Annotated in this window: 25 protein-coding genes; 13 read left to right on the top strand and 12 right to left on the bottom strand. The window is 51.9% G+C overall.

What is annotated here, in order from left to right; translation table 11 throughout:
* Window positions 1-115 precede the first annotated feature (115 nt).
* The 5 genes from LVQ76_RS06040 (at window position 116) to nhaR (ending at window position 5,807) form a co-directional block, all read left to right on the top strand.
* On the top strand, window positions 116-289 hold the full coding sequence (locus LVQ76_RS06040) for a hypothetical protein (protein WP_154150710.1): 174 nt from the start codon (window positions 116-118) through the stop codon (window positions 287-289).
* A complete protein-coding gene (dnaK, locus tag LVQ76_RS06035) occupies window positions 290-2,209 on the top strand; it encodes a molecular chaperone DnaK (RefSeq protein WP_151993102.1) in 1,920 nt (639 codons plus the stop codon).
* A 97-nt stretch (window positions 2,210-2,306) separates the two neighbouring features.
* Window positions 2,307-3,446 (top strand): molecular chaperone DnaJ, encoded by a 1,140-nt coding sequence (dnaJ, locus tag LVQ76_RS06030; RefSeq protein WP_151993103.1) that lies wholly within the window; start codon window positions 2,307-2,309, stop codon window positions 3,444-3,446.
* A gap of 222 nt (window positions 3,447-3,668) precedes the next feature.
* Window positions 3,669-4,847, top strand: coding sequence for a Na+/H+ antiporter NhaA (nhaA, locus tag LVQ76_RS06025; RefSeq protein WP_232864609.1), 1,179 nt, complete (start codon window positions 3,669-3,671; stop codon window positions 4,845-4,847).
* A 66-nt stretch (window positions 4,848-4,913) separates the two neighbouring features.
* Window positions 4,914-5,807, top strand: coding sequence for a transcriptional activator NhaR (gene nhaR / locus LVQ76_RS06020; protein ID WP_151993285.1), 894 nt, complete (start codon window positions 4,914-4,916; stop codon window positions 5,805-5,807).
* Window positions 5,808-5,880: 73 nt separating this feature from the next.
* On the opposite strand, the gene rpsT is transcribed toward nhaR, so the two are convergent.
* Entirely contained in the window at window positions 5,881-6,144 is a 264-nt protein-coding gene (rpsT, locus tag LVQ76_RS06015) for a 30S ribosomal protein S20 (protein ID WP_034459390.1), read from the bottom strand.
* A 326-nt stretch (window positions 6,145-6,470) separates the two neighbouring features.
* Here rpsT and ribF point away from each other — a divergent pair, with 326 nt between their 5' ends.
* From ribF to ispH, 5 genes are read left to right on the top strand one after another with little or no spacing between them, the layout of a single operon-like run.
* Complete coding sequence (gene ribF / locus LVQ76_RS06010) at window positions 6,471-7,403, top strand: bifunctional riboflavin kinase/FAD synthetase (RefSeq protein ID WP_232864607.1); 933 nt, start codon at window positions 6,471-6,473, stop codon at window positions 7,401-7,403.
* A 28-nt stretch (window positions 7,404-7,431) separates the two neighbouring features.
* Window positions 7,432-10,248 (top strand): isoleucine--tRNA ligase, encoded by a 2,817-nt coding sequence (gene ileS, locus LVQ76_RS06005; RefSeq protein ID WP_232921215.1) that lies wholly within the window; start codon window positions 7,432-7,434, stop codon window positions 10,246-10,248.
* The gene (gene lspA, locus LVQ76_RS06000; RefSeq protein WP_232864605.1) at window positions 10,248-10,754 is read left to right on the top strand and encodes a signal peptidase II; all 507 of its coding nucleotides are present in this window, start codon (window positions 10,248-10,250) and stop codon (window positions 10,752-10,754) included. The genes ileS and lspA overlap by 1 nt, the downstream gene beginning before the upstream one ends.
* Before the next feature lie 3 nt (window positions 10,755-10,757).
* Entirely contained in the window at window positions 10,758-11,228 is a 471-nt protein-coding gene (fkpB, locus tag LVQ76_RS05995) for an FKBP-type peptidyl-prolyl cis-trans isomerase (protein ID WP_034459386.1), read from the top strand.
* Window positions 11,209-12,159 (top strand): 4-hydroxy-3-methylbut-2-enyl diphosphate reductase, encoded by a 951-nt coding sequence (ispH, locus tag LVQ76_RS05990; protein ID WP_034459385.1) that lies wholly within the window; start codon window positions 11,209-11,211, stop codon window positions 12,157-12,159. The genes fkpB and ispH overlap by 20 nt, the downstream gene beginning before the upstream one ends.
* A 71-nt stretch (window positions 12,160-12,230) precedes the next feature.
* On the opposite strand, the gene LVQ76_RS05985 is transcribed toward ispH, so the two are convergent.
* From LVQ76_RS05985 to LVQ76_RS05960, 6 genes are all read right to left on the bottom strand, one after another.
* On the bottom strand, window positions 12,231-13,136 hold the full coding sequence (locus LVQ76_RS05985) for a dihydrodipicolinate synthase family protein (protein WP_232921214.1): 906 nt from the start codon (window positions 13,134-13,136) through the stop codon (window positions 12,231-12,233).
* The gene (gene ilvD / locus LVQ76_RS05980) at window positions 13,136-14,848 is read right to left on the bottom strand and encodes a dihydroxy-acid dehydratase (RefSeq protein ID WP_232864603.1); all 1,713 of its coding nucleotides are present in this window, start codon (window positions 14,846-14,848) and stop codon (window positions 13,136-13,138) included. Before ilvD ends, LVQ76_RS05985 begins: the two co-directional genes overlap by 1 nt.
* Before the next feature lie 14 nt (window positions 14,849-14,862).
* Entirely contained in the window at window positions 14,863-16,269 is a 1,407-nt protein-coding gene (locus LVQ76_RS05975) for an MFS transporter (RefSeq protein WP_232921213.1), read from the bottom strand.
* Window positions 16,270-16,330: 61 nt separating this feature from the next.
* A complete protein-coding gene (locus LVQ76_RS05970; RefSeq protein WP_232864601.1) occupies window positions 16,331-16,972 on the bottom strand; it encodes a 2-dehydro-3-deoxy-6-phosphogalactonate aldolase in 642 nt (213 codons plus the stop codon).
* Window positions 16,969-17,871, bottom strand: a complete 903-nt coding sequence (locus LVQ76_RS05965; RefSeq protein WP_232921212.1) for a 2-dehydro-3-deoxygalactonokinase — start codon at window positions 17,869-17,871, stop codon at window positions 16,969-16,971. The genes LVQ76_RS05970 and LVQ76_RS05965 overlap by 4 nt, the downstream gene beginning before the upstream one ends.
* Window positions 17,872-17,969: 98 nt before the next feature.
* Entirely contained in the window at window positions 17,970-18,701 is a 732-nt protein-coding gene (locus tag LVQ76_RS05960; RefSeq protein ID WP_232864599.1) for a FadR/GntR family transcriptional regulator, read from the bottom strand.
* A 100-nt stretch (window positions 18,702-18,801) separates the two neighbouring features.
* Here LVQ76_RS05960 and rihC point away from each other — a divergent pair, with 100 nt between their 5' ends.
* The 3 genes from rihC to LVQ76_RS05945 all read left to right on the top strand — a co-directional run bounded on the left by rihC (window position 18,802) and on the right by LVQ76_RS05945 (window position 21,162).
* Window positions 18,802-19,719, top strand: coding sequence for a ribonucleoside hydrolase RihC (rihC, locus tag LVQ76_RS05955; RefSeq protein WP_232921211.1), 918 nt, complete (start codon window positions 18,802-18,804; stop codon window positions 19,717-19,719).
* A gap of 104 nt (window positions 19,720-19,823) precedes the next feature.
* The gene (locus LVQ76_RS05950; RefSeq protein WP_232864597.1) at window positions 19,824-20,387 is read left to right on the top strand and encodes a glucose-6-phosphate isomerase family protein; all 564 of its coding nucleotides are present in this window, start codon (window positions 19,824-19,826) and stop codon (window positions 20,385-20,387) included.
* Window positions 20,380-21,162, top strand: coding sequence for a glucose-6-phosphate isomerase family protein (locus LVQ76_RS05945; RefSeq protein WP_232904537.1), 783 nt, complete (start codon window positions 20,380-20,382; stop codon window positions 21,160-21,162). Before LVQ76_RS05950 ends, LVQ76_RS05945 begins: the two co-directional genes overlap by 8 nt.
* A gap of 81 nt (window positions 21,163-21,243) precedes the next feature.
* On the opposite strand, the gene LVQ76_RS05940 is transcribed toward LVQ76_RS05945, so the two are convergent.
* The 5 genes from LVQ76_RS05940 to LVQ76_RS05920 are packed head-to-tail and all read right to left on the bottom strand — an operon-like array spanning window position 21,244 to window position 25,553.
* Window positions 21,244-22,059 (bottom strand): PTS system mannose/fructose/sorbose family transporter subunit IID, encoded by an 816-nt coding sequence (locus LVQ76_RS05940; RefSeq protein ID WP_232904538.1) that lies wholly within the window; start codon window positions 22,057-22,059, stop codon window positions 21,244-21,246.
* Window positions 22,059-22,856, bottom strand: a complete 798-nt coding sequence (locus LVQ76_RS05935; RefSeq protein WP_151993113.1) for a PTS mannose/fructose/sorbose/N-acetylgalactosamine transporter subunit IIC — start codon at window positions 22,854-22,856, stop codon at window positions 22,059-22,061. Before LVQ76_RS05935 ends, LVQ76_RS05940 begins: the two co-directional genes overlap by 1 nt.
* An 11-nt stretch (window positions 22,857-22,867) precedes the next feature.
* Window positions 22,868-23,362 (bottom strand): PTS sugar transporter subunit IIB, encoded by a 495-nt coding sequence (locus LVQ76_RS05930; protein WP_151993114.1) that lies wholly within the window; start codon window positions 23,360-23,362, stop codon window positions 22,868-22,870.
* A 9-nt stretch (window positions 23,363-23,371) separates the two neighbouring features.
* A complete protein-coding gene (locus LVQ76_RS05925) occupies window positions 23,372-23,800 on the bottom strand; it encodes a PTS sugar transporter subunit IIA (protein WP_064513769.1) in 429 nt (142 codons plus the stop codon).
* A gap of 4 nt (window positions 23,801-23,804) precedes the next feature.
* Window positions 23,805-25,553 carry a class I mannose-6-phosphate isomerase gene (locus tag LVQ76_RS05920; protein WP_232921210.1) on the bottom strand — a complete coding sequence of 583 codons (1,749 nt, stop codon included), beginning with the start codon at window positions 25,551-25,553 and terminating at the stop codon, window positions 23,805-23,807.
* Window positions 25,554-25,580 lie beyond the last annotated feature (27 nt).

Here is a 25,580-nt window from a genome sequence, read left to right as displayed (position 1 = left end):
CTAAAATTCGTCTGAAAATGATTATATGTAGTCGCCACAAGCTGCTAAAGGGCAGCGGGGCGCGGCATCATAATCAGGTCGAGAGCCTGAGTCCATGATCTAAACAGGTGTGAAGATGAAAATTTTTTTTGCCTTGCCCCTTGATGGCGAGCCGAGTGACCCCATCTTGTATGCAACCGCAGTTGATGGACCTGTAAAAAATCATGTTTGGGCAGTTGAAAGACTCTTGTTTGCCCGCATAACAGGTTCACGACCATATGACGAACAAATTTTAAGTGGAGACGTTTAGATGGGTAAAATTATTGGCATCGACTTGGGTACTACCAACTCTTGTGTAGCGATTATGGATGGTACTACTGCTCGCGTTCTGGAAAACGCCGAGGGCGACCGCACCACTCCTTCTATCATTGCTTATACGCAAGATGGTGAGATTCTGGTTGGTCAGCCGGCTAAACGTCAGGCAGTGACTAACCCGCAGAACACATTGTTCGCGATCAAACGCCTGATTGGCCGTCGCTTCCAGGATGAAGAAGTGCAGCGTGATGAAGCTATCATGCCGTACAAAATTATTGGCGCTGATAACGGTGATGCATGGATCGACGTTAAAGGCCAAAAAATGGCACCTCCGCAGATCTCTGCTGAAGTGCTGAAGAAAATGAAGAAAACCGCTGAAGATTACCTGGGCGAACCAGTAACTGAAGCTGTTATCACCGTTCCTGCATACTTCAACGATGCTCAGCGTCAGGCAACTAAAGATGCTGGCCGTATCGCAGGTCTGGAAGTAAAACGTATCATCAACGAACCAACCGCAGCGGCTCTGGCCTACGGTCTGGATAAAGAAGTTGGCAACCGTACTATCGCGGTATACGACTTGGGTGGTGGTACTTTCGATATCTCTATCATCGAAATTGATGAAGTTGATGGCGAGAAAACCTTCGAAGTTCTGGCAACCAATGGTGATACCCACCTGGGTGGTGAAGACTTCGATAGCCGTCTGATCAACTACTTAGTGGAAGAGTTCAAGAAAGATCAAGGTATCGATCTGCGTAACGATCCACTGGCTATGCAGCGTCTGAAAGAAGCTGCTGAAAAAGCGAAAATTGAGCTGTCTTCAGCTCAGCAGACCGACGTGAACCTGCCGTACATCACAGCAGACGCGACTGGTCCAAAACACATGAACATCAAAGTGACTCGTGCGAAACTGGAATCCCTGGTCGAAGACCTGGTAAACCGTTCTATCGAGCCGCTGAAAGTTGCACTGCAAGATGCTGGCCTGTCTGTATCCGATATCCAGGACGTAATCCTGGTTGGTGGTCAGACTCGTATGCCAATGGTGCAGAAGAAAGTTACTGAGTTCTTTGGTAAAGAACCACGTAAAGACGTTAACCCGGACGAAGCTGTTGCAATCGGTGCAGCTGTTCAGGGTGGTGTGCTTGCTGGTGACGTGACTGACGTACTGCTGCTGGACGTTACCCCGCTGTCTCTGGGTATCGAAACCATGGGCGGTGTGATGACTTCACTGATCAACAAAAACACCACTATCCCGACTAAGCACAGCCAGGTGTTCTCCACAGCTGAAGATAACCAGTCTGCGGTGACCATCCATGTGATTCAGGGTGAACGTAAACGTGCAGCTGATAACAAATCTCTGGGTCAGTTCAACCTGGATGGTATCAGCCCAGCACCACGTGGTATGCCACAAATCGAAGTAACTTTCGATATCGATGCTGATGGTATCCTGCACGTTTCCGCTAAAGACAAAAACAGCGGTAAAGAGCAGAAGATCACCATCAAGGCTTCTTCTGGTCTGAATGAAGAAGAAATCCAGAAAATGGTGCGCGATGCGGAAGCTAACGCAGAGGCTGACCGTAAGTTCGAAGAACTGGTTCAGACTCGCAACCAGGGTGACCACCTGATGCACAGCACTCGCAAGCAGGTTGAAGAAGCAGGCGATAAACTGCCAGCTGACGACAAAACTGCAATCGAGTCTGCACTGAGCGCGCTGGAAACTTCTCTGAAAGGCGAAGACAAAGCTGACATCGAAGCGAAAATGCAGGCGCTGGCGGAAGTTTCTCAGAAACTGATGGAGCTGGCTCAGGCACAGCACGCTGAACAGCAAGCTGGCAACGCTACTGACGCTGGTAACTCTGCAAGCAAAGACGACGATGTTGTTGATGCTGAGTTCGAAGAAGTTAAAGACAAAAAATAATCGCCCTTTTGTAAGTTAAAGTGTGATGTGAATAGAAGCACGGGCGTTGAGGTTTTCCTCTGCGCCCGTGCCCGCATGTTAGGGGCAGACAAAAAAGATGGCGAAGAGAGACTATTACGAGGTTTTAGGCGTTCCGAAAAACGCGGAAGAGCGTGAAATCAAGAAAGCCTATAAACGCCTGGCAATGAAGTTCCACCCGGATCGTAATCAGGGTGACAAAGAGTCCGAAGGCAAATTTAAAGAAATCAAAGAAGCCTACGAAATCCTGACCGACGAGCAAAAACGTGCAGCCTATGACCAGTATGGTCATGCCGCGTTTGAACAGGGCGGGATGGGCGGTGGCGGTCACGGCGGGTTTGGCGGTGGCGGTGCTGACTTTGGCGATATCTTTGGCGACGTATTCGGTGACATCTTCGGTGGTGGCCGCCGTCAGCGTGCTTCCCGCGGGTCCGATTTGCGTTACAACATGGACTTAACGCTGGAAGAAGCGGTTCGTGGCGTCACCAAAGAGATCCGTATCCCAACACTTGAAGAGTGTGGTGTTTGTCACGGTAGCGGCGCGAAAGCAGGCTCCAAGCCACAAACTTGCCCGACTTGTCATGGACAAGGCCAGGTGCAAATGCGTCAGGGCTTCTTTACCGTGCAGCAAAGCTGTCCACACTGCCAGGGTCGCGGTTCGATTATTAAAGATCCGTGCAACACCTGTCATGGGCATGGCCGTGTAGAGAAAACTAAGACTCTGTCGGTGAAAATCCCGGCAGGCGTTGATACCGGCGACCGTATTCGTCTTGCAGGCGAAGGTGAAGCGGGCGAGCATGGCGCACCGTCAGGTGATCTGTACGTTCAGGTTCAGGTGAAACAGCACCCGATCTTCGAGCGTGAAGGCAACAACCTGTATTGCGAAGTGCCAATTAACTTCGCGATGGCGGCATTGGGTGGCGAGATTGAAGTCCCAACACTGGATGGTCGTGTAAACCTGAAAGTGCCTGGTGAAACGCAAACTGGCAAATTGTTCAGAATGCGTGGTAAAGGGGTGAAATCCGTACGTGGCGGGGCTCAGGGTGACCTGTTATGCCGCGTTGTTGTAGAAACCCCGGTTAGCCTGAATGAAAAGCAGAAACAATTGCTGCGCGATCTGGCGGAAAGTTTTGGTGGGCCAAGTGGTGAAAAGAATAGTCCGCGTTCAAAGAGCTTCTTTGACGGCGTGAAGAAATTCTTTGACGATCTAACCCGCTAAACCTAACTTCCTTATTGGTAGTGAAAAAGCCTGAATCGAATATTTTTGATTCAGGCTTTTTTTATGCGCCAGGCATTCATTAGTTTTTTATGTAACTCGATTCGTTTTTCTCGAGTCTTTAATGCAATATAATCTACTTTTCTCGAAGTGTTAGACAGGCTATGCTTAATACATATTAATGCCCTAAATGATTTAAGGCAGTCTGAAAACCGGGATGAAAAGATGACAAAAAAACTAAAATACTTTTTCAATAATGATGCCTCCAGCGGCATCTTTTTAATCCTTGCCGCTGTGCTGGCAATGGTTCTTGCCAACCTGAGCTCCACCAGTGAGTTGTACCAGTCGTTTTTAAATACACCGGTAGAGGTGCGTATTGGTTCGCTGGATATCAGTAAAAATCTACTGTTGTGGGTCAACGATGCATTGATGGCAATCTTCTTCCTGATGATTGGCCTTGAAGTAAAACGCGAAATGGTGTGTGGTTCGCTTGCCAGCATGCGCCAGGCATCGTTCCCGGTTATTGCGGCATTGGGTGGCATGGTCGTCCCTGCTGCAATCTATTTGCTGTTCAACTTCCAGGACCCGATTACTCGTGAAGGCTGGGCGATTCCTGCAGCAACCGATATCGCTTTCGCACTGGGTATTCTGGCATTGCTGGGCAACCGTGTTCCTGTCGCACTTAAAGTGTTCTTGATGGCTTTGGCCATTATTGATGACCTGGGTGCGATCGTAATTATCGCTCTGTTCTACACCAGCGATCTTTCCATCCTTTCGCTGGCCGTTGCTGCTGGTGCTATTGCTGTACTGGCATTACTGAATATCTGCAATGTGCGCCGTACTGGTTTGTATATTCTGGTTGGTGTGGTGTTGTGGACCGCAGTATTGAAATCGGGCGTTCACGCAACACTTGCAGGGGTAATCATTGGTTTCCTTATCCCACTGAAAGAAAAAGATGGGCGCTCTCCGGCGAAAGAGCTGGAGCATGTGCTGCATCCTTGGGTCGCATTCTTGATTCTGCCGTTGTTTGCTTTTGCGAATGCGGGCGTTTCATTAAGCGGTGTGACTTTTGACGGGTTAACGTCGTTGTTACCGATGGGGATAATGGCGGGTCTGTTTATCGGCAAGCCACTGGGTATTAGCCTGTTCTGCTGGGCAGCACTGAAGTTGAAGCTGGCAACGTTGCCTGAAGGGACGACCTGTAAGGAAATCATGGCGGTCGGCGTGCTTTGCGGGATTGGTTTCACAATGTCTATCTTCATTGCATCACTGGCATTTGACGGTGCAGATCCTGCGCTGATTACCTGGGCAAAACTGGGTATTCTCTTGGGGTCACTGTTCTCAGCCGTCGTCGGTTACTGCATGTTGAGAAGCCGCTTCAGCTCGCAGTTACAGCATAATTAATGTTACTACTAACGGCTCCTCGGGAGCCGTTAGCTAATGGACTGTTTATCAGGGAGTGAAAAACGTATGTCACACATCAATTACAACCATCTCTACTACTTCTGGCAAGTCTGCAAAGAAGGGTCGGTTGTGGGGGCCGCAGAAGCGCTTTATTTAACGCCGCAAACCATCACCGGTCAGATCAAAGCGCTGGAAGAGCGCCTGCAAGGTAAACTCTTCCGCCGCCAGGGGCGTGGTCTGGTACCTTCTGAATTAGGACAGCTTGTTTTCCGCTATGCAGACCGTATGTTTACCTTAAGTCAGGAAATGCTGGATATCGTGAACTACCGCAAAGAGTCCAGCCTGTTGTTTGATGTCGGTATTGCGGACGCACTATCAAAACGCCTGGTGAGCGGCGTGCTTGATGCGGCTGTCGTAGAGGATGAGCAAATCCACCTACGCTGTTTTGAATCGACCCATGAAATGCTGCTTGAGCAATTGAGCCAACATAAACTGGATATGATCATCTCTGACTGCCCGATTGATTCAACTCAGCAGGAAGGGCTGTTCTCGGTGAAAATCGGCGAATGTGGCATTAGCTTCTGGAGCCAAAACCCGGTGCCAGATTTGCCTTTCCCTGCCTGTCTTGAAACCCGACGCTTGTTGATTCCAGGCCGCCGCTCGATGTTAGGGCGTAAGATTTTGAACTGGATTAACACTCAAGGATTGAAGGTGGAGATTCTCGGTGAGTTTGATGATGCCGCCTTGATGAAAGCCTTTGGTGCAGCGCACAATGCAATTTTTGTGGCTCCAACGCTATACGGACAGGATATCTATAACGATGAGAACATTGTTGAGATTGGGCGCATTGAGAATGTGATGGAAGAGTACCACGCGATATTTGCAGAACGCATGATTCAACATCCAGCGGTACAGCGTGTGTGTAACCGGGATTACTCAGCTTTGTTTAAAGAGATTTAAATCAGGACCCAAATTTCAGATATAAAAAAACCGGCATAAGCCGGTTTTTTTCAAGCTAACAACAAGTTGGCGATTAAGCCAGTTTGTTGATTTGCGCTACAAGGTTAGCCTTATGACGCGCAGCTTTGTTTTTGTGGATCAGACCTTTGCTAGCCTGACGATCCACGATTGGTTGCATTTCGTTAAATGCTTTCTGTGCAGCAGCTTTGTCGCCAGTTTCAATCGCTGCGTATACTTTCTTGATGAAAGTACGCATCATAGAGCGACGGCTTGCGTTGTGCTTACGAGCCTTTTCAGACTGTACAGCACGTTTCTTAGCTGATTTGATATTAGCCAAGGTCCAACTCCCAAATATGATCTATGTAGACAATTCAAAGGCCGAGGAATATGCCCTCTTAGCCTTCTTTTGTCAATGGATTTGTGCAAATAAGCGCCGTTAAATTTCCGGAGCCTCTTACGTTGTGATGGCGCGGATTCTACCAGCATAACGGTCATGAATACAGCTTTAAGCAACAAAAATCGTCCAGTGATGCGCATCTACGTAGAAACCAGGCGCCAGTTCGATGAAAACCTTAATGCTTTATGCCAAAGGGGACAATCGCCGGTTAACCTTCACCGTGGTAATTGATATAATCCGCCGATTTCCACTGTTTTGAGCCAGCCATGAAGCTGATACGCGGCATACATAATTTACGCCAGAACCACCACGGGTGTGTCCTCACCATTGGGAATTTCGATGGCGTGCATCGAGGCCACAAGTCCCTGTTAAAAGGGTTGTGTGCACAAGGGCGTGCGCGAAATCTGCCGGTGATGGTCATGATCTTTGAACCGCAACCGCTTGAGCTGTTTGCAGGCGATAAAGCCCCAGCGCGTCTCACCCGCCTGCGCGAAAAGCTGCGTTATCTGGCTGAGTGTGGTGTGGATTACGTGCTGTGTGTGCGATTTGACAGGCGTTTTGCTGCACTCACCGCGCAAAACTTTGTCAGCGATCTTCTGGTTGACCGCCTCGGGGTAAAATTCCTCGCGGTAGGTGATGATTTCCGCTTTGGTGCTGGTCGCCAGGGGGATTTCTTGTTATTACAGAAGGCTGGTCTCGAATATGGTTTTGACGTCACCAGTACGCAAACCTTCTGCGAAGGTGGAGTGCGAATCAGCAGCACGGCTGTTCGCCAGGCACTGGCTGATGACGATTTGATACTTGCCGAAAGTTTACTGGGCCATCCGTTTATCATCTCCGGGCGCGTTGTCCATGGTGATGAACTCGGGAGAACCATTGGTTTCCCAACGGCGAACTTACCGCTGCGTCGCCAGGTTTCCCCGGTAAAAGGGGTGTTTGCGGTAGAAGTCGCAGGCCTGGGCGATAAACCCCTGCCAGGCGTTGCCAACATTGGCACGCGTCCTACGGTAGCGGGGATTCGCCAACAGCTAGAGGTCCATTTGCTGGACGTTGCAATGGACTTATATGGGCACCATATTGATGTGGTGCTACGTAAAAAAATACGAAATGAACAACGGTTTGCTTCGCTTGATGAACTGAAAGCGCAAATCGCCAAAGATGTGGTAACCGCCCGCGAATTTTTTGGGCCCAATACCTGAGCAAGCTAACTACGGAACCGAGAATCTAATGAGTGACTTTAAATCTACCCTGAATTTACCGGAAACAGGGTTCCCGATGCGTGGCGACCTCGCCAAACGCGAACCGGGCATGCTGGCTCGCTGGAATGATGATGACCTGTACGGCATCATCCGTAATGCAAAGAAAGGCAAAAAATCCTTCATTCTGCATGATGGCCCTCCATACGCGAACGGCAGCATTCACATTGGTCACTCAGTTAACAAGATTCTGAAAGACATTATCGTGAAGTCCAAAGGGCTTTCCGGTTTTGACTCCCCGTATGTTCCTGGTTGGGACTGCCACGGCCTGCCAATCGAGCTGAAAGTAGAGCAATTGATCGGCAAGCCAGGTGAGAAAGTTTCTGCGGCTGAGTTCCGTGCTGCATGCCGAAAATATGCGGCAGAGCAGGTTGACGGGCAGCGTGCCGACTTCATCCGTCTGGGTGTGCTGGGTGACTGGTCACGTCCGTACCTGACTATGGATTTCAACACCGAAGCGAATATCATTCGTGCGCTGGGTAAAATTGTCGGTAATGGCCACCTACATAAAGGTGCTAAGCCGGTGCACTGGTGTGTCGACTGCCGTTCAGCTCTGGCTGAAGCAGAAGTCGAATACTATGACAAAACCTCTCCATCAATCTTTGTTAGCTTCCAGGCTGTTGATGCTGACGCGGTAAAAGCGAAATTTGGCGTAACTCAGGTTGATGGCCCGGTTTCCATGGTTATCTGGACCACCACTCCGTGGACTCTGCCAGCTAACCGTGCGGTTTCTCTGAATGCAGAATTCGAATATGCGCTGGTGCAGGTTGATGGCCAGGCGCTGATCGTTGCTAAAGATTTGCTCGAAAGCGTAATGAAGAGCGCGGCTATCACCGAGTGGACTGTTCTGGGCACCGCTAAAGGCGCCGATCTGGAACTGACTCGCTACAAACACCCGTTCTTAGATTTCGATGTTCCTGCGATTCTGGGTGAGCACGTTACGCTGGAAGCGGGTACCGGTGCGGTTCACACCGCAGGTGGCCACGGTCCGGACGACTACGTGATCAGCCAGAAATACAATCTGGAAATCGCCAACCCGGTTGGCCCAGACGGTTGCTACCTGCCTGGTACTTATGAAGGTCTGGATGGCGTTCAGGTGTTTAAAGCGAACGACCTGATCGTTAACATCCTGCGTGATAAAGGCGTTCTGCTGCACGTTGAAAAACTGCTGCACAGCTACCCACACTGCTGGCGCCACAAAACACCAATCATCTTCCGTGCTACTCCACAGTGGTTCATCAGCATGGATCAAAAAGGCCTGCGCGAGCAGTCTCTGAAAGAGATCAAAGGCGTGCAGTGGATCCCAGACTGGGGCCAGGCACGTATTGAGTCCATGGTTGCTAACCGTCCAGACTGGTGTATCTCTCGTCAGCGTACCTGGGGCGTGCCAATGTCTCTGTTCGTACACAAAGACACGGAAGAACTGCACCCGCGCACGTTGGAGTTGATGGAAGAAGTCGCTAAACGTGTTGAACAAGACGGCATCCAGGCGTGGTGGGATCTCGACCCGCGCGACATCATGGGTGACGACGCTGACAACTACACCAAAGTGCCAGACACCCTGGACGTGTGGTTCGACTCCGGTTCAACGCATTCATCTGTTGTTGATGTGCGCCCTGAATTCAACGGCCACGCGGCAGATATGTATCTGGAAGGTTCGGATCAGCATCGCGGTTGGTTCATGTCTTCACTGATGATTTCGACGGCGATGAAAGGCAAAGCGCCTTACCGCCAGGTACTGACCCACGGCTTCACCGTTGATGGTCAGGGCCGCAAAATGTCCAAATCCATCGGTAACACCGTTTCTCCGCAGGATGTGATGAACAAACTGGGCGCGGATATTTTGCGTCTGTGGGTGGCATCAACGGATTACACCGGTGAAATTGCGGTGTCCGATGAGATCCTGAAACGCGCTGCCGACTCTTATCGTCGTATCCGTAACACCGCGCGTTTCCTGTTGGCGAACCTTAACGGCTTCAATCCAGAAACCGATATGGTGAAACCGGAAGAGATGGTTGTTCTGGATCGCTGGGCAGTCAGCTGTGCGCAGGATGCACAAAACGATATCCTGGCCGCTTACGAAAACTACGATTTCCACGAAGTGGTGCAACGCCTGATGCGTTTCTGCTCCATCGAAATGGGCTCGTTCTACCTCGATATCATCAAAGACCGTCAGTACACCGCGAAGCCTGACAGCATAGCGCGTCGTAGCTGCCAGACCGCGCTGTTCCACATTGCAGAAGCGCTGGTTCGCTGGATGGCACCAATCATGTCCTTCACCGCTGACGAAATCTGGGCATTCCTGCCTGGCAATCGTGAGAAATACGTCTTTACCGGCGAGTGGTACGAAGGTCTGTTCGGTCTGGCTGACAGCGAAACGATGAACAATGAATACTGGGACACGCTGTTAACCGTGCGTGGCGAAGTGAACAAAGTTATCGAACAAGCGCGTGCTGACAAGCGTGTGGGCGGCTCTCTGGAAGCAGCAGTGACCCTGTATGCCGACAGCGAACTGGCGGCGAAGCTCAACAGCCTGGGCGAGGAATTGCGATTTGTCCTGTTGACCTCAGGTAGCGAAGTTGCCGATTATTCACAGGCAACTGAAGACGCACAGCAAAGCGAAATCCTGAAAGGATTGAAAGTTGCCCTGCGTAAAGCCGACGGTGAAAAATGCCCGCGTTGCTGGCATTACACCACCGACGTCGGTCAGGTAGCGGAACACGCAGAAATCTGTGGCCGCTGTGTAACCAACGTAGCCGGTGACGGCGAAAAGCGTAAATTTGCCTGATGAGTAAATCGATTTGTTCTACCGGACTGAGCTGGCTGTGGCTGGTGGTCGTGGTACTGATCGTCGATCTGGGCAGCAAATACCTGATCCTCCAGCATTTCATGCTGGGGGACACCGTATCGCTGTTCCCGTCGCTGAATCTGCACTATGCCCGCAATTACGGTGCCGCGTTTAGTTTCCTTGCTGATAAAGGCGGCTGGCAGCGCTGGTTCTTCGCGGGTATCGCTATCGGTATCTGCGTGATTTTGGCGGTGTTGATGTATCGCGCCAAAGCAAGCCAGAAGCTGCATAACATCGCCTATGCTTTAATCATTGGCGGTGCACTCGGTAACTTGTTTGACCGGTTATGGCACGGTTTTGTGGTCGACATGATTGATTTCTATGTCGGCGACTGGCACTTCGCCACGTTTAACTTGGCTGATACGGCAATCTGTATCGGCGCGGCGCTGATTGTTCTGGAGGGGTTCTTTGTCTCCTCCGACAAACCCGCAAAAGAAAAAGGGTAATCCATGGCTGAGTCTATCCAGGCCAATAGCAGAGTTTTGGTGCATTTCACGCTGAAACTTGAAGATGGCTCCACTGCCGAGTCGACCCGCAATAACGGCAAACCGGCACTCTTCACGCTGGGTGACGAAACACTGTCGCCAGGCATGGAAGACCAGCTAGTCGGCTTAAAAGCAGGGGACAAAAAAGCGTTCTCTCTGGCACCAGAATCGGCGTTTGGTATTCCAAGCCCGGACATGATTCAGTATTTCTCGCGCCGCGAATTTATCGACGCGGGCGAGCCGGTGCCAGGGGCGATCATGCTGTTCACCGCAATGGATGGCAGCGAGATGCCAGGTGTAGTGCGTGAAGTTAATGGCGATTCCATCACCGTTGACTTCAATCACCCGCTCGCCGGGCAAACCATTCATTTTGATATCGAAGTACTGGAAATTGACCCGGTACTGGAGGCGTTGAATGCAGATCCTGTTGGCTAACCCTCGCGGCTTTTGTGCCGGGGTAGACCGCGCTATCAGCATTGTTGAAAACGCGCTGGCCATTTACGGCGCACCGATTTACGTTCGTCACGAAGTGGTGCATAACCGCTATGTGGTTGATAGCCTGCGCGAACGCGGGGCGATTTTCATCGAGCAAATCAGCGAAGTGCCGGACGGCGCAATCCTGATTTTCTCCGCACATGGTGTTTCCCAGGCAGTACGTAATGAAGCCAAAGGCCGTGATTTAACGGTGTTTGACGCAACGTGCCCGCTGGTGACTAAAGTGCATATGGAAGTGGCTCGCGCCAGTCGTCGTGGTGAAGAATCCATTCTGATTGGCCACGCCGGGCACCCGGAAGTGGAAGGCACCATGGGCCAGTACAGCAACCCGAAAGGTGGCATGTATCTGGTTGAATCACCGGAAGATGTCAGCAAGCTGGATGTGAAAAACGAAGCCAAACTGTCGTTTATGACGCAGACCACGCTCTCTGTTGATGACACTTCTGACGTGATAGATGCGCTGCGTAAACGCTTCCCGAAAATCATTGGCCCGCGTAAAGACGACATTTGCTACGCCACTACCAACCGTCAGGAAGCCGTGCGAGCACTGGCTGATGAAGCGGATGTGGTGTTGGTGGTTGGCTCGAAAAACTCGTCTAACTCCAACCGTCTTGCAGAGCTTGCACAACGCATGGGCAAGGCCGCATATCTGATTGACGATGCGACCGATATCCAGGAATCCTGGGTTAAAGATGCGGTTTGTGTTGGCGTTACGGCAGGGGCGTCCGCACCAGATATTCTGGTGCAAAACGTCCTTGCTCGCTTGCGTGAGTTAGGCGGCAGTGAAACCCGAGAGCTTGTCGGGCGCGAAGAGAACATCATTTTCGAAGTGCCGCGCGAACTGCGTATGGATGTGAAAGAAGTCGAGTAATCGACATCCATCGCAAACACCAAATTCAAAAGGGGAGCTTATGCTCCCCTTTTTTGATCAAGCCTCACTCCTCACAGCTGGAAGTCACTCAGGAAGCGATCAATGATCTGATGGTCTTCACTGGAAAGTTGCCAGCCAGGCCTGCGGCAATAGTCCGTTGCGATAATCCCACGTTTCATCAAAATCGTTTTCTCAACCTGAATGATGTATTCGCAATGCGTCATCCAGCGCTGGATAAAGGGTAACAGCGCCTGATGTAGCGCCTCGGACTGTGCTGTTTCGCTCCGCTGCCAGTGCTGATAAATCCGCACATATACCTCAGCAAAAGAACAACCCGGCATCACGCCTTTTCCGCCTGCCGCCAGCATTTGCAGCATGTACAAACCGGCATAGCCGTTGAGCACGCTGGCCTGTGGGGCCAGTTTCAGGAAATCGCGGGTGTAGTCGACCGGCGGATTACACTCGATTTTGAATACCGCATGCGGATAGCGGTCTGCGACCACAGCCAGTTGTTCAGGCGTTATCGGCAGCCCGGTTTCGCCCGGCGCGTACTGCACCATCACCGGGATCTCGACCGCTTCCAGCACGGCAAAAATATGCTCCTGAATCGCCTGTGGATTGGGGCTGAGAAAGAATGGCGGCAGCAGCATTAGCGCATCCACGCCCAACCTTTCGTAGTAACGCGCGCGTTTGACTGCCAGCTCAGTGCTGTGATCGGTTACTGACATCGCCCGATAAAGCGGGCTACCCGCCAGAGTACTGACAAACATTTGCGCCAGTCGGTCACGTTCCTGATCGTGCAATTTCGGGAATTCGCTGGCGATACCAAATAGCGTGGCTCCTTGCACGCCAGTCGTCGCGAGATGCTCAAGCAGGCGCACAAAACTCACTTCATCAATTTCGCCGTTAGTGGTAAAAGGCATCGCGACAATCGGGTTCACACCGCCAATGTCCTGCGCGGTATAGTGCTTAGTCATCAGTCGTCCTCCCGGTCAGCCAACACTGCACCTTGTGCGGCAGGCAGCGCCCAACGGCGATACAAACGCAGGAAGCCGCGTGGAACTTGTTTATCGACTGGCTTCCAGTTTTCACGACGCGTAGCCAGTTCGGCCTCGGCTACGTGCAAAGTTAGACTACGGGTTGGAATATCAATCGAGATTTCATCGCCATCTTCTACCAGACCCAATTCGCCACCATCCACCGCTTCCGGTGAAATATGGCCGACGAACAGACCACGGTTGGAGCCTGAGAAACGCCCGTCAGTAATCAACGCACAAGTATCAGAAAGCCCCATACCTTCAAGTGATTTCATTGGCTTGTACATTTCTGGCATACCAGGCCCGCCTTTTGGCCCTTCGTAGCGTAGAACCAGCACGCTACCCGGCTGGATTTGGCCAGACATGATCGCTTCCACAGATTCCTGCTCACTGTTAAACACCACCGCAGGGCCACGGAACACCATCAGGTTTTCCGGGACTGCGGCAGGTTTTACCACGCATCCGAGTGGTGACAGATTGCCGTGCAGCACGGCAACACCGGCCTCGTTACGCACGGGAATGGCTAAGGTATGGATGACTTCCGGGCGGCAACTCCGGGTTGCTTCGGTCAGCAACTCGGCTTTGGTTTTTCCGGCCACTGTCAGCGCATTCAGATCCATCAATTTGCTGATTTCATATTCGACCGCCTGTACACCGCCGGCTTCCCAGAAGTCGATCATGTCGTGTTCTGAGGCCGGATAAAGTGAGGCAACCAACGGCACCTGATGGCTTAACTCATCAAAAGCAGACAGCGGCAAATGGCCCAGTTCTGCTTCATAATAAATTGCCTGCAAGTGCAGAATTGCGTTGGTCGAACCGCCCGTTGCCAGCAAATAAATCATCGCATTGCGGATGGATTCAGCGGTAATGATCTGACGTGCATTAACACCATCCAATACCAGTTTGACGGCCTGACGACCGGTTTCCACTGCACATTCACGGCGCTCTTTTGAGATAGCAGGCAGCGTGCTGCTACCTGGTAAACTCATGCCCAGCACTTCGCCGATACAACACATGGTGTTCGCGGTGCCATACATGGTGCAGGAGCCAGGGCCTGGTTCGGCGATATTTTCAATGTGGGCGAACTCTTCTTCGCTGATTTCACCGCGCATTTTCCAGCCAATAGCTTCGGTAACGATATTGCCATCCCAGTGTTTGCCTTTGTATTCAGCCGGATACATTGGCCCGCCGTTGACCATAATCGCCGGAATATCCAGGCGAGCAGCGGCCATTAACATCGCCGGAACGATTTTGTCGCACGAACCGAGTAACACCATGCCGTCAAAACGGTGGGCGCGCATCATCACTTCAATTGATGCGGTAATCACTTCACGGGCAGCGAGGATATAGCGCATCCCCAAATGTCCTTCAGCTATCCCGTCGCAAGGGGCAATAGTGCCAAACACCATGCCCACGCCACCGGCTTCATCAATGCCTTCCAGCACTTTCGCCGTTAGTTCATTCAGGTTGGCATGGCCCGCAGTTGCGTTGGTGTAGCTGTTTACTACGGCAATCACAGGTTTGCGCAGTTGTTCATCGGTATGACCCATTGATTTGTATAGCGCACGTTTCAGTGCGCCGTCGTCACCTTCGAGGATCGGGTTGAAATGCGTGCCACAACTGGCACATCCGCCACCGCCACATCCACTCATAGTTTCAATCTCTTCTAAACGTTGCGATTAATAGTCGCGTTGATATGTTGGGCAGCATCAAGCTGCTCACCGCTCTGTTCGGGTACAGCGATAACTTTCTTCGGATTCGCCAGCCGTGCTGGCAGGGTGAGAATGAGTGGCGCGCACAGCAGTAAGAAGGCGGCGAGAATATATAAGCCCGTGTCGGTGCGTCCGGTAGTGTCTTTCAGCCATCCCAATACTGTCGGGCCAAAGAAACCTGCCAGGTTGCCGATGGAGTTAACGAAGGCGATACCTGCGGCTGCAGCAGTGCCGGAAAGCAGAGCGCCTGGCAGGCTGATGTAGGTTGGAATCAATGCCAGGGTGCCGGACATCGCCACGCAAATCCACGCCATCATCCAGAAGGTTGAACCGCTGCAATAAGCGCTCAGTGCCAGGCCCACGCAGCCAATCATGGCGGGAATAGCGATGTGCCAACGGCGTTCTTGTTTTAGGTCAGAGTGACGACTGTTCCACACCATAAAGCAGGCACCGAAGACATACGGCAGCGCCGCGAGCAGGCCGATATGGAAATCGTCGCTGACGCCTGAGGATTTGATGATCGACGGCAGCCAGAAATTGATGCCGTAGTAGCCGATGTTGAAGCTAAAGAACACCACCGCCAGCAGCCAGACATAGCCGTTTTTCAGCATGCCTCTCACGCTGCTATCCACTTTGCCTTTATTGGCTCGTTCACGGTTGGCGGCATCTTTTGCCAGATCGTTAATGACGACCTGTTTTTCGGCATCGCTTAACCATTTCGCCGACTTCACGTCGTTATCGAGATAACGCAGCACCACAAAAGCGAGCAGGAAAGAGGGGATCGCTTCAACCAGGAATAACCACTGCCAGTTGTGCAGGCTGCCGACGCCCTCAAACAGTTTGAGGATCAGGCCGGAAAGCGGGCTGCCGATAATGGTCGAAAGCGGCGTCACCAGAATAAACAGCCCCAGTGTGCGAGCGGAGCGCCACGACGGGAACCACAACGTGAGATAAAACACGATGCCAGGGAAGAAACCGGCCTCTGCCACGCCGAGTAAAAAACGCACCACGTAAAACTGCGTCGGCGTGGTGACAAACATCATGCCCGCTGAGAGTACCGCCCAGGTTGCCATGATGCGGGCAATCCAGAAACGCGGCCCGAAACGTTGCATCAGCAAGTTACTTGGCATCTCAAACAGGAAATAACCGATAAAGAAGATGCCCGCCCCGAGCCCATATACTGTGTCGCTAAAGCTCAGCGCATCTTGCATGTGTAGTTTGGCGAATCCGACGTTAACGCGGTCCAGATAAGCGAAGAAATAACATAAGATCAAAAACGGGATCAGGCGTCGCGTTATCTTGCTATAAACCTTTGACTCCGCTGCCGAAGCTGTGGGTTTGTTGTCCAGAGCTGTGTTCATTTTTTTGTCTCCAGAAAATTCAGGGTAAGAGGTTTTTTTATTGTGTAGGGAATTTAATGTTCTATTGCTCAAGCCAGGCTTGCTGATACGCCTGTGCCCGTTCACGTAATACAGCCATGCTCATACCTGCCTGATACAACCCGCCACCCAGGCCAAAACCATCGGCTCCTGCCTGAATATAGCTACGCATTTGTGCGGCATCCGCTTGGATGCCACCTACGGGTAAACAGGCCACTTCACGTGGGACGACTGCGCGGAACGCTTTGGTTATTACTGGAGTGATATGTTCGGCCGGAAATAATTTCAGCGCGCTCGCCCCGGCATCTATGGCGCTAAAAGCCTCGCTTGGTGTCATAACGCCAGGGAGACTTATCAAGCCGCGTTTCACCGAATGGCGAATTACATCGGGATTACAGTTTGGGGAGATGATCAATTGCCCACCGCATTCAGCAACGCTATCCACTTGTTCCACATTTAACACCGTGCCCGCACCGACATACCCACGGTTGCCTACGGTATCTCTCATCAGGTGAATAGATTTCAGTGCAGAAGGGCTATTAAGGGGGACTTCCAGGTAATGGAAACCGCACTCAAGCAGAATTTCTGCGGCTTCAACGGCTTGCTCCGGCGTTATACCGCGCAGAATGGCAATCAACGGTAAAGGCTCTTGTTGCCAGCGGGCAATAAATTGTTCCGGACTCATTTTTGCATTCCTTGTAGTCGAGTAAAGAGGTGACTGAGGCCCGTCACGAAGCAGGCGTCGCCATCAGCCGATAGCAGATTGAGATCCATCTGGTTTGCTGCAAGTTGATATCGAGCTATTAGCGCCGGGTTGCCCACAACCCAGGCGTGTTGGCCTGCGGGAAGTGCTTTAAGTTCATAGCCAATCACCAGGCCTGAGAGATAGCTGTGAACGTGGGATTCCTGGATTTCTAAGGCCAGACGGCGTGTTCGCGCTGAAAAGATCAGGTGACTGAATGGCGCATCACGCAGGGCTGTTGCCACGCCAAGCAAGAAAGCTTCTTCATTTTCTTGCTGTTCTGGCAGTGCGCGCCCAAGGATTGAGTGCTGGCTTAACAGCGAGAAAAGTTCACCACTCATAAATGTTGAGAAGGCGGTGATTTTCCCGTTCACGATCTTCGCGTGTTTGCTGTGAGTGCCCGGTAGCAAGACCAGGTGTTCATCGGCAGCATGTAATGCGGCGAGCCCAAGTAATTGAACTTCTTCGCCACGCATGACATCGGGCTGGTGGTATTGGCTCATCCCGTGTACGCCAGGCACAATCCACGCTGGACTGCCCCATGGCGTGGTGAAAGCCAGTGTTCGGGCGACTAAAATGTCGATGTCGCAAGGCAGCGGAGCGTAGGGTACTTCCCGCCAGCCTTGCTGCGAACCGACCATTCCCGCCATCACGACGGGCAATGATCCATGCTGCTCAAGCCACGGTTGCAGTAAGGTTTGCAGCGTGCAGGCAAATTGCCCTTGTTCAATGGACAACAACCCGCAGGCTTGATTGATGTGGGCGACTTGTACACTTTCCTGCATCAAAAATGCGCGGAAATTAGTCGTTCCCCAGTCGATGGCGATCCAGTTGTTTTTCATTTCAAGTAATACAAACCATGCAATCTTGTAATACAAGAATGCTAGAGCAAAAAACACCCGCAATCTGTGAGAGAGATCGAAATTACATCAGGAGAGGATCAAATAATGTGGTCGAACATTTCCGGACGATCTTGCCAGATGCGTTTTTTGGCTGCATTCAACAAGATGGTGCGCATTTGCTGGCGGGCAGTTTCGACTTGTTTCAGGCGAATAGCATCAAACAGTTGAAAGTGATCATCGACGGCGGCTTTGGTTTGGCGAACATCTTTCTCAATCGTCTGTTTGAAAGAAAGTTCCATGGCTGCGGAAAGTGCATTACCGAGTGCCAGTAAGAAAGGATTATGAGTGGCACGCAGCAGCGCATGGTGAAATGCCAGATCCCCTTCTTCAAATAAGGCTCTTTGCGCTTCAAGCTGGCCTTTACGCATCAACTGGAGTGCGTCTTCCATCGCTGCCAAATCATGTCCGTTGGCGTTTAATGCCGCGAGTGTTGCTACATTTGGCTCGAAAATCAGGCGTGTCACAATCAGTTGTTCAACCAGCTTTAGGTCAACTTCCCCTTCGGACAGCCAGCCGAGAACATCAATATCCAGCAGGCTCCACTGCTCGCGGCTATTCACCGTGCTGCGTTTTTTGGCCTGAATGGAGATAAGCCCTTTTGCGGCAAGCACCTGGAGGGCATTGCGTACTGAAGTGCGGGAGACTTCATACTCCACGGCCAGTTCGTTTTCACCTGGTAAAGAAAGCCCCGGCGCGAGATCGCCATGCATGATACGGCGTGCAAGGTGCTGGGTGACAGATTCAGAAATATTTGTCTGTGGGACTTTCATTACACTTTCTCGGTCGTGACTAAACATGGAAATGAGCTACATAGTAAGCTAATCGAGCCGTATTCGCACCGTATGTACTTAAAAGATAAGAGAGCAATGTATGAGTAGAACTCCAATTATTCTCGACACCGATCCAGGTATCGACGACGCCGTAGCCATTGCAGCAGCACTTTTTGCCCCGCAGCTTGATTTGAAATTGCTGACCACGGTCGCCGGGAACGTCAGCGTCGAGAAAACCACCCGCAACGCGCTGCAACTGATGCACTTCTGGCACAAAGATATTCCTGTTGCTCAAGGGGCAGCCACGCCGCTGGTGCGTAAATTGCGTGATGCCGCTTATGTTCACGGCGAGTCCGGCATGGAAGGTTATGCGTTTGTTGACCACCAACGCCAGCCGCTGGATAAACCCGCTTTTCAGGCTATTTATGAGTGCCTGAACGCAAGCCCTGAACCTATCACGCTGGTGGCGATCGGGCCGTTGACTAATATTGCACTGCTGCTCACTCAATACCCGCAATGCAAAGCGAAAATCAAACGACTGGTGATCATGGGTGGATCGGCGGGGCGCGGAAACTTCACACCAAACGCCGAGTTTAATATCGCCATTGATCCAGAAGCTGCCGCAAGGGTGTTCGAAAGTGGGGTGGAAATTGTGATGTGCGGCCTGGATGTCACCAATAAAGCGATGTTAAGCCCGGCATATTTAGAGCAGCTCCCATCTCTTAACCAAACCGGAAAAATGCTACACGCGCTATTTAGTCATTACCGCAGCGGCAGCATGGCGACAGGTTTGCGGATGCATGATTTATGCGCCATTGCCTGGTTGGTGAAGCCTGAGTTGTTCAGTGTGAAGCCCTGTTTTGTGGCCGTTGAAACCCATGGAGAATTCACTTCTGGCACGACTGTTGTGGATATCGAAGGCCGCTATCAGCGCGAGCCAAACGCCCATGTGGCGCTGGATCTTGACGTCGCAGGTTTCCAGAAATGGGTGGCGGAAGTCCTGGCCTTAGCCCCTTAAATATTAAACGCGACGCAGATCGACTTTCTTCGGCCTGATAATGGGGTTAATCGATTAACCTTGCTATGCTGATTAAGCAGTTCTCCTTGGGCCGGAGAAACAACATGACTATTCCTTTCTTTATGCCACCTGGCGTGGCGTTCGCTAACGGCCATTTCACGGCTGAAAATATCATTACTAAGGTCACGCATAGCGGGGATCTGGCTGGCATATTTCACGATCAAACCGCCTGGCGGGCGATCCCTTCAAAAACGCCAATTTACCAGGTTGAAATGCTGAGTTCAGCGCAAGGTGACGGCGAGCTTTATGTGGGAACCACGCATCTGAATCCGGGGCGTGTTGGCGACGAATTTTACATGACCAGGGGGCATTTTCATCAACGGCGCGAGCAAGGTGAGGTTTACTTTGGCCTGCGTGGAAGTGGCCTGTTGCTCCTACAAACTGAGCAAGGTGAGGCGAGGCTGGAGCAAGTATTCCCAGGCTCTGTCCACATCATTCCAGGTTTTACCGCACATCGTCTAATCAACACCGGAACGGAAATTCTTTCAGCACTGGCAGTCTGGCCAACCATTGCCGGGCATGATTATGCCTCGTTGGCAAAAGGCTTTGCGCTACGCGTTGTAGAGCAGGATGGCAAAATTCAGGCGAAGGAGGTGCAAAATGGCTGAGCCACTCCTCAATTATGGGTTGGATATGCAGGTCCATCACCAGCCAATGGGTTTTAGCTACGGTGAAGAGGTAATTGGGCCGGTGCCGGAGATCCGTAAACTCGATCAGATCCGTGCTTCATTGCGTGATCCTTTGTGCCAGGGGCCGGAAGATGTTTACGCGATCGTTATGGATGTTGCTCGATTGCAGGACAGAGAAGAACTTAAAAAACGGATGTTACTGTTTGGTGTGGTGACTTACGCTTCCGGGCGGTTGGGCGATGAACCTGTCCGCAGCCAGGGGCATATTCATCGAATTAGTGCGCATAGTGGCTGGTCGCCGCCAGAGCTATATGAAATCTGGCAGGGCAAAGCGATTATTTACATGCAGGAATATGTTGCCGACGATCCCGGCCGCTGCTTTGCAATCGTGGCCGGGCCTGGCGAAAAAGTGCTGGTGCCGCCGGGTTGGGCGCATGCCACTATCTCTGCATCACCTGATGAACCACTGACGTTTGGTGCCTGGTGCGACCGGGAATATGGTTTCGAATACGATGCGGTGCGGGCATACAAGGGGCTGGCGTGGTATCCGCTTTTGCAAGATGAGCATATTGCCTGGCAGCATAATCGCCGTTATATGCCGGGGCGTTTACAGGTGACCTCGCCGCGCCAATATACCGAGTTTGGGATTACCGATGCGCCGCTGTATCAACAATTTATTGATGATCCGGCGCGTTTTCAGTTTATTTCAAAGCCGGGAATGGTGAGCGGGAAATGGGTGGGGTTCCATCCTTAAAAAAGTCGGGTGACGCTGCGCTTACCCGACCTACGAGTTTGGTGTCGTAGGGGGGATAAGCGCAGCGTCATCCACCATGTTTTACGAGAACAGCCCCACAGCCACACCCGCCGCCGCCAACACCAATAACAACAACATTGCTTTCACCGGTGACACACCGCGTTTCGCCATCAAATACCAGGTGCCAATCACCACTAACAGCGGCAACAGGTTCGGGAAAATTCCATCCAGCATTTGTTGCACATGGATATTCACGCCATCCTTGGTGACAAACTCCAGTCCGGTGCCAAGCTTCACGTAACTTGCCGCCACGCCGCCCATCACAAATACGCCGAGCAACGATAGCGCTTCACGCAGGCGAGTCGATTTGCTGCTCACCAGCATCTCAACGGACGTCGACCCCATGCGGTAGCCTTTCAGGAACAGGAACCACGAGCCAGGAATGATAATTGCCAGCCATGCTACACAGTAAAACAGTGGCCCGAGGATATTCCCTCCCGCCGCCAGCGCCATACCGATACTCAGCAGAATCGGGATTAACATCCCCGGAATCATTGAATCGCCAATCCCAGCCACTGGACCCATCAGTCCCACTTTCAGGGTGTTGATGGTTTCGCCGTCGATTGGCTCACCGTTGGCGCGTTTCTCCTCAAGACCCAGCACCATGCCGTTGACTATCGCACCCAACTGCGGCTCGGTGTTATAGAACGACGCGTGGCGTTTGAGCATCTCTTTGCGTTGTTCTGGATCGGGATACAGCTTCTTCGCCACCGGCAACATACTCAAGCAAAAGCCGAATGACTCCAGGCGCTCAAAGCTCATTGAGGAGAGGTTGTACATCATCCAACTACGCCAGCAACGGCGCAGATCCTGGCGAGTGAGTTTACGTTCTTCCATCAGAATTCATCCTCATCATCAGCGGGCGTGGAGGCTGCACGTTCAGCCTGTGGCTCAGGTTTGTAGTTGTAGTGAATCAGTGCCAGCAACGCGCCGACAATCACCAGCGCCACCATGTTTAGTTTCAGGAAAACAATGCAGATAAATCCCACCAGGAAGTAAATCAACATGCTGTAATTCTTGATAATTTGCTTAAGCAAAATCGCGATACCGACCGCAGGCAGAATCCCGCCCAACACGTTCATGGTGGAAAGAACGATGTGCGGCAGGCTGTCCATAAAGGCATTGATGTACTGAGCGCCAAAATAGACCGCGATAAACGTTGGAATAAAACGCATCAGGAAGTTGGTGGCTTGCGGCCAGATTGCGCTGTTGAGATACACGCCGCGCTCGTCGCCCTTTTCCAGCGCGATATCCGCACGGTGGTTCCACCAGGAATTGAGCACCATCATGGCGTTGAATAACACGGTGCCCGCAATGCCGATAGTGGCAGCTAACGCTACAGCCACTTCCGGGCCTTTATTGGAAAGAATGCCCAGTGCAATGGCCGGGAAGGCCACAAAGTTGAGATCCGCAGGCATAGAACCACCGGGGGTTACCATGGCGATATACACGGCTTGAACCGCCACGCCGATGATAATCCCGGTTTGCACATCGCCGAGAATAAAACCTACCAGCATCCCTGAAACCAGTGGGCGGGTAATCAGATACCAGCCGCCGGTCAACCCCAGTAGCCATGGGCTACTAAGCGCACCGAGGTAACAGAGAATGCCGATTAGAGCTGCTTCGAAAGCCATAATGCACTCCTTTATTTGAGTTTTTGTCGAGCATCTTGCCAGCTGTAACTGCTGGCGTCGGGTACCAGTCGAAATTCAATCTGGTGCCCGCGCAGCGAGAGATAGTCGAACGCCGCTATCTCTTCCGGATTCACAGACTGATTCGGGCCAATGGTGGTGGTAGTGGCTCGTGCGCTCATCGGGCCAACGTTGATTTTCTTATTGCTGTTTTGCAGGCTGATTCCCGCTTCTTCAATGCGTTTTAGCGTCACCGGAGATTTACCAATCACGAAATAATGCTTCTCACTGGCGATGATCTTCGGCAGTTTTTCAATCGCGGTGGCGGTATCAAATAACCAGACTTTGGTATCCTGCACCGCACCTTTCATCACCGAAGACAACAACGGATCGGCGGCGACAGCGTCATCAATGGCGATGATCCCATCGCACGGCAACTCTTTTGCCCAGCGGGTGATCAACTGGCCGTGGATCACCCGATCGTCAATGCGTACAAAAGAAATACTCATCGTTGCCCCTTAGAAATCATCAGATTGTGTGGTTTCAGCCAGTTGGGCCTGAACCAGCGAGTCACGCGATTCTTCCAGTAAAACCGCTGCCGCTTGGGCTACATCGGTCAGATCTTTTATTTCATCGCTCAGCAATAGCATGGGGAAATTAACACCTCCCAACACTGCCATTGGCGGCTGCGTTTGCGGATCGAACGCATGGTGGCAGGCAATATTCCAAGGCGTGCCGCTTTGCAAATCGCACAGCACCAGCACACCATCAGCATCTTTGGCGGCCTGTTTCAGCACCGCAGCAAACTCATCGCCAAAACTATTGATGCCCTTGTTCTCCGTGAGCATCACCGGGAATACATGCGGCAATTCTCCATAAACCATTTTGCTACCGGCCAGTAGTGCTTCGGCAAGCGAGCCATGTGTTGCCAGAATTACGTTGATCATCTTGTTATCCTCTTACCCAGGCTTTCATGGTGGCGAGCTGTTGACCTACACCGCTGCCGTATGGGGAAATGCGATATTCGCCGACCGCCGCCGGAACAATGAAGGTTTCGGCGTAATGCACCACAAAGGGTTCGAATGCGCCGCTCGGGCTTTCAACCAGCGCTTCACTGCCTTCCACCAGATTCAGTACGTTTACGCCACCATGAGTGTGGTGCGTGACAGGTTGCGTAAACCAATGGCGGCGGGTTTCGATAAACTCACGTTCATGTAGACCCGTACGTTCTTCGCGCCAGCCATCACCTTCCGCGATAGGCTCGAAATGATTCACCAGATGCTCGGTGACCCATTGCGTATCACGTTGCCAGTCAATCACTTGTGCACCGTGTTCAAGATGCACCGGACGTGGCAGACCATCCAGACCGAGGCGCCCCCAGTCCCACAATTTGAAGGTGAAAATGAACGGGGTGGCGCTGATCTCCAGCACCATTGCACCGGATCCAGAGCAGTGAACAGTGCCTGCCGGGATCAGGAAGTGATCGTGTTTACGTGCCGGGAAACGGTTAACGAATTTCTCATCATCAAACGCTTTTTCGCCCCGCTGCGCACACGCAAGATCGTCGAGCATTTCCTGTGGATTGATGCCTGTTTTGGTCCCCAGATACACTTGCGCACCAGGCTCGGCTTCCAGCATGTAATAGCTCTCATCCTGGGTGTAATGCATGCCGAAATGCTGCTGGATGTATTCGGTAATCGGGTGAACCTGGAAGCTTAAATTTTGCCCGCCGATGGTATCGAGGAAGTCGAAGCGGATCGGGAATTCCGCACCAAAACGGGCATGAACACGCTCGCCAAGCAGCGGGCGAGGGTAGAGCAACACCAGATCCTGAGAGGGGATCTCGATCCGCACATCACCAAAACGCAGTAACAGGCTGTTCTCCTCGGGCACACAGTCAAAACACCATGCGTAATTTGGCTTTGAGGGATCGAGATCGAATTTGTCTTTCATCCATTGCCCGCCCCAGACTCCAGGGTCGAAGAATGGCACTACGCGGAACGGTTGTTGCGTGGTTTGTTGCAGGCCATGGCGCAACGCATCTCCGCTCACCATCGCCGGTTGTGCGGCATTATTGGTATCGAGCAGGAAATCCGCGCGCTTCAGAAGTGGCGTTTTATGGCGATCAAACACACGCCACTCAATGAAAAAGGCGCGTTTGTAGCGGCGCAGAATATCTTCATTTGTATTATTCGCCCCCCAGTTCCCTAGTTCACCACGGCGAAAACGCTGCTGGATTTCCCAGCGCGCCAGATCCGCATACACCAGCACATCACCTGAATGAATAAGTGCCGCGCCGGGGCCGTAGACCACGACCAATCCTTCGGTTATTTCCGCGACCTCAAGCTGCGCGGCGGCTAGTTTTTCCGGGCAAAGAAACTCATTTAATTCATGGCATGAGAGTACGCCAAACACCCGGTCATCCGTCAGGTTGCGTGCCAGCAAATCATGCAGATGTTGTTCACTTAAGCGCGCGGATTCGGCATTAATGGTGAGCGTTGGGTTGAGTTGTGCAATGAGTTGCGCGTGAATCTCTTCGAGTTGAACGCCCGGGTAGCAGTCAATAACCAACACGGTTTTTCCCGAGCGAGCAAGTTGTTTGCTGACGGCTTGTTGGATAGCGGCCCAACCCTGCCATGCGTGATCATCAAACCCCGAAACGCTGACTTCGGGATACTTTTCGTATGATGCCGGATGCATATTCTTCTCCCTGTTCTTAATGAATTA

The organism is Buttiauxella cochleicola (genome assembly GCF_021283185.1).
Classification (GTDB): Bacteria; Pseudomonadota; Gammaproteobacteria; order Enterobacterales; family Enterobacteriaceae; genus Buttiauxella; species Buttiauxella massiliensis.
Note: the sequence above shows the minus strand (reverse complement) of the source record. Positions and strands in the feature narration are given on the sequence as shown.

What these genes read in the sequence shown, in the direction of transcription:
- LVQ76_RS06040 (WP_154150710.1), top strand. Translation starts at nt 116, where the DNA reads ATGAAAATTTTTTTTGCCTTGCCCCTTGATGGCGAGCCGAGTGACCCC.
- dnaK (WP_151993102.1), top strand. Translation starts at nt 290, where the DNA reads ATGGGTAAAATTATTGGCATCGACTTGGGTACTACCAACTCTTGTGTA.
- dnaJ (WP_151993103.1), top strand. Translation starts at nt 2,307, where the DNA reads ATGGCGAAGAGAGACTATTACGAGGTTTTAGGCGTTCCGAAAAACGCG.
- nhaA (WP_232864609.1), top strand. Translation starts at nt 3,669, where the DNA reads ATGACAAAAAAACTAAAATACTTTTTCAATAATGATGCCTCCAGCGGC.
- nhaR (WP_151993285.1), top strand. Translation starts at nt 4,914, where the DNA reads ATGTCACACATCAATTACAACCATCTCTACTACTTCTGGCAAGTCTGC.
- ribF (WP_232864607.1), top strand. Translation starts at nt 6,471, where the DNA reads ATGAAGCTGATACGCGGCATACATAATTTACGCCAGAACCACCACGGG.
- ileS (WP_232921215.1), top strand. Translation starts at nt 7,432, where the DNA reads ATGAGTGACTTTAAATCTACCCTGAATTTACCGGAAACAGGGTTCCCG.
- lspA (WP_232864605.1), top strand. Translation starts at nt 10,248, where the DNA reads ATGAGTAAATCGATTTGTTCTACCGGACTGAGCTGGCTGTGGCTGGTG.
- fkpB (WP_034459386.1), top strand. Translation starts at nt 10,758, where the DNA reads ATGGCTGAGTCTATCCAGGCCAATAGCAGAGTTTTGGTGCATTTCACG.
- ispH (WP_034459385.1), top strand. Translation starts at nt 11,209, where the DNA reads ATGCAGATCCTGTTGGCTAACCCTCGCGGCTTTTGTGCCGGGGTAGAC.
- LVQ76_RS05985 (WP_232921214.1), bottom strand. Translation starts at nt 13,136, where the DNA reads ATGACTAAGCACTATACCGCGCAGGACATTGGCGGTGTGAACCCGATT.
- ilvD (WP_232864603.1), bottom strand. Translation starts at nt 14,848, where the DNA reads ATGAGTGGATGTGGCGGTGGCGGATGTGCCAGTTGTGGCACGCATTTC.
- LVQ76_RS05975 (WP_232921213.1), bottom strand. Translation starts at nt 16,269, where the DNA reads ATGAACACAGCTCTGGACAACAAACCCACAGCTTCGGCAGCGGAGTCA.
- LVQ76_RS05970 (WP_232864601.1), bottom strand. Translation starts at nt 16,972, where the DNA reads ATGAGTCCGGAACAATTTATTGCCCGCTGGCAACAAGAGCCTTTACCG.
- LVQ76_RS05965 (WP_232921212.1), bottom strand. Translation starts at nt 17,871, where the DNA reads ATGAAAAACAACTGGATCGCCATCGACTGGGGAACGACTAATTTCCGC.
- LVQ76_RS05960 (WP_232864599.1), bottom strand. Translation starts at nt 18,701, where the DNA reads ATGAAAGTCCCACAGACAAATATTTCTGAATCTGTCACCCAGCACCTT.
- rihC (WP_232921211.1), top strand. Translation starts at nt 18,802, where the DNA reads ATGAGTAGAACTCCAATTATTCTCGACACCGATCCAGGTATCGACGAC.
- LVQ76_RS05950 (WP_232864597.1), top strand. Translation starts at nt 19,824, where the DNA reads ATGACTATTCCTTTCTTTATGCCACCTGGCGTGGCGTTCGCTAACGGC.
- LVQ76_RS05945 (WP_232904537.1), top strand. Translation starts at nt 20,380, where the DNA reads ATGGCTGAGCCACTCCTCAATTATGGGTTGGATATGCAGGTCCATCAC.
- LVQ76_RS05940 (WP_232904538.1), bottom strand. Translation starts at nt 22,059, where the DNA reads ATGGAAGAACGTAAACTCACTCGCCAGGATCTGCGCCGTTGCTGGCGT.
- LVQ76_RS05935 (WP_151993113.1), bottom strand. Translation starts at nt 22,856, where the DNA reads ATGGCTTTCGAAGCAGCTCTAATCGGCATTCTCTGTTACCTCGGTGCG.
- LVQ76_RS05930 (WP_151993114.1), bottom strand. Translation starts at nt 23,362, where the DNA reads ATGAGTATTTCTTTTGTACGCATTGACGATCGGGTGATCCACGGCCAG.
- LVQ76_RS05925 (WP_064513769.1), bottom strand. Translation starts at nt 23,800, where the DNA reads ATGATCAACGTAATTCTGGCAACACATGGCTCGCTTGCCGAAGCACTA.
- LVQ76_RS05920 (WP_232921210.1), bottom strand. Translation starts at nt 25,553, where the DNA reads ATGCATCCGGCATCATACGAAAAGTATCCCGAAGTCAGCGTTTCGGGG.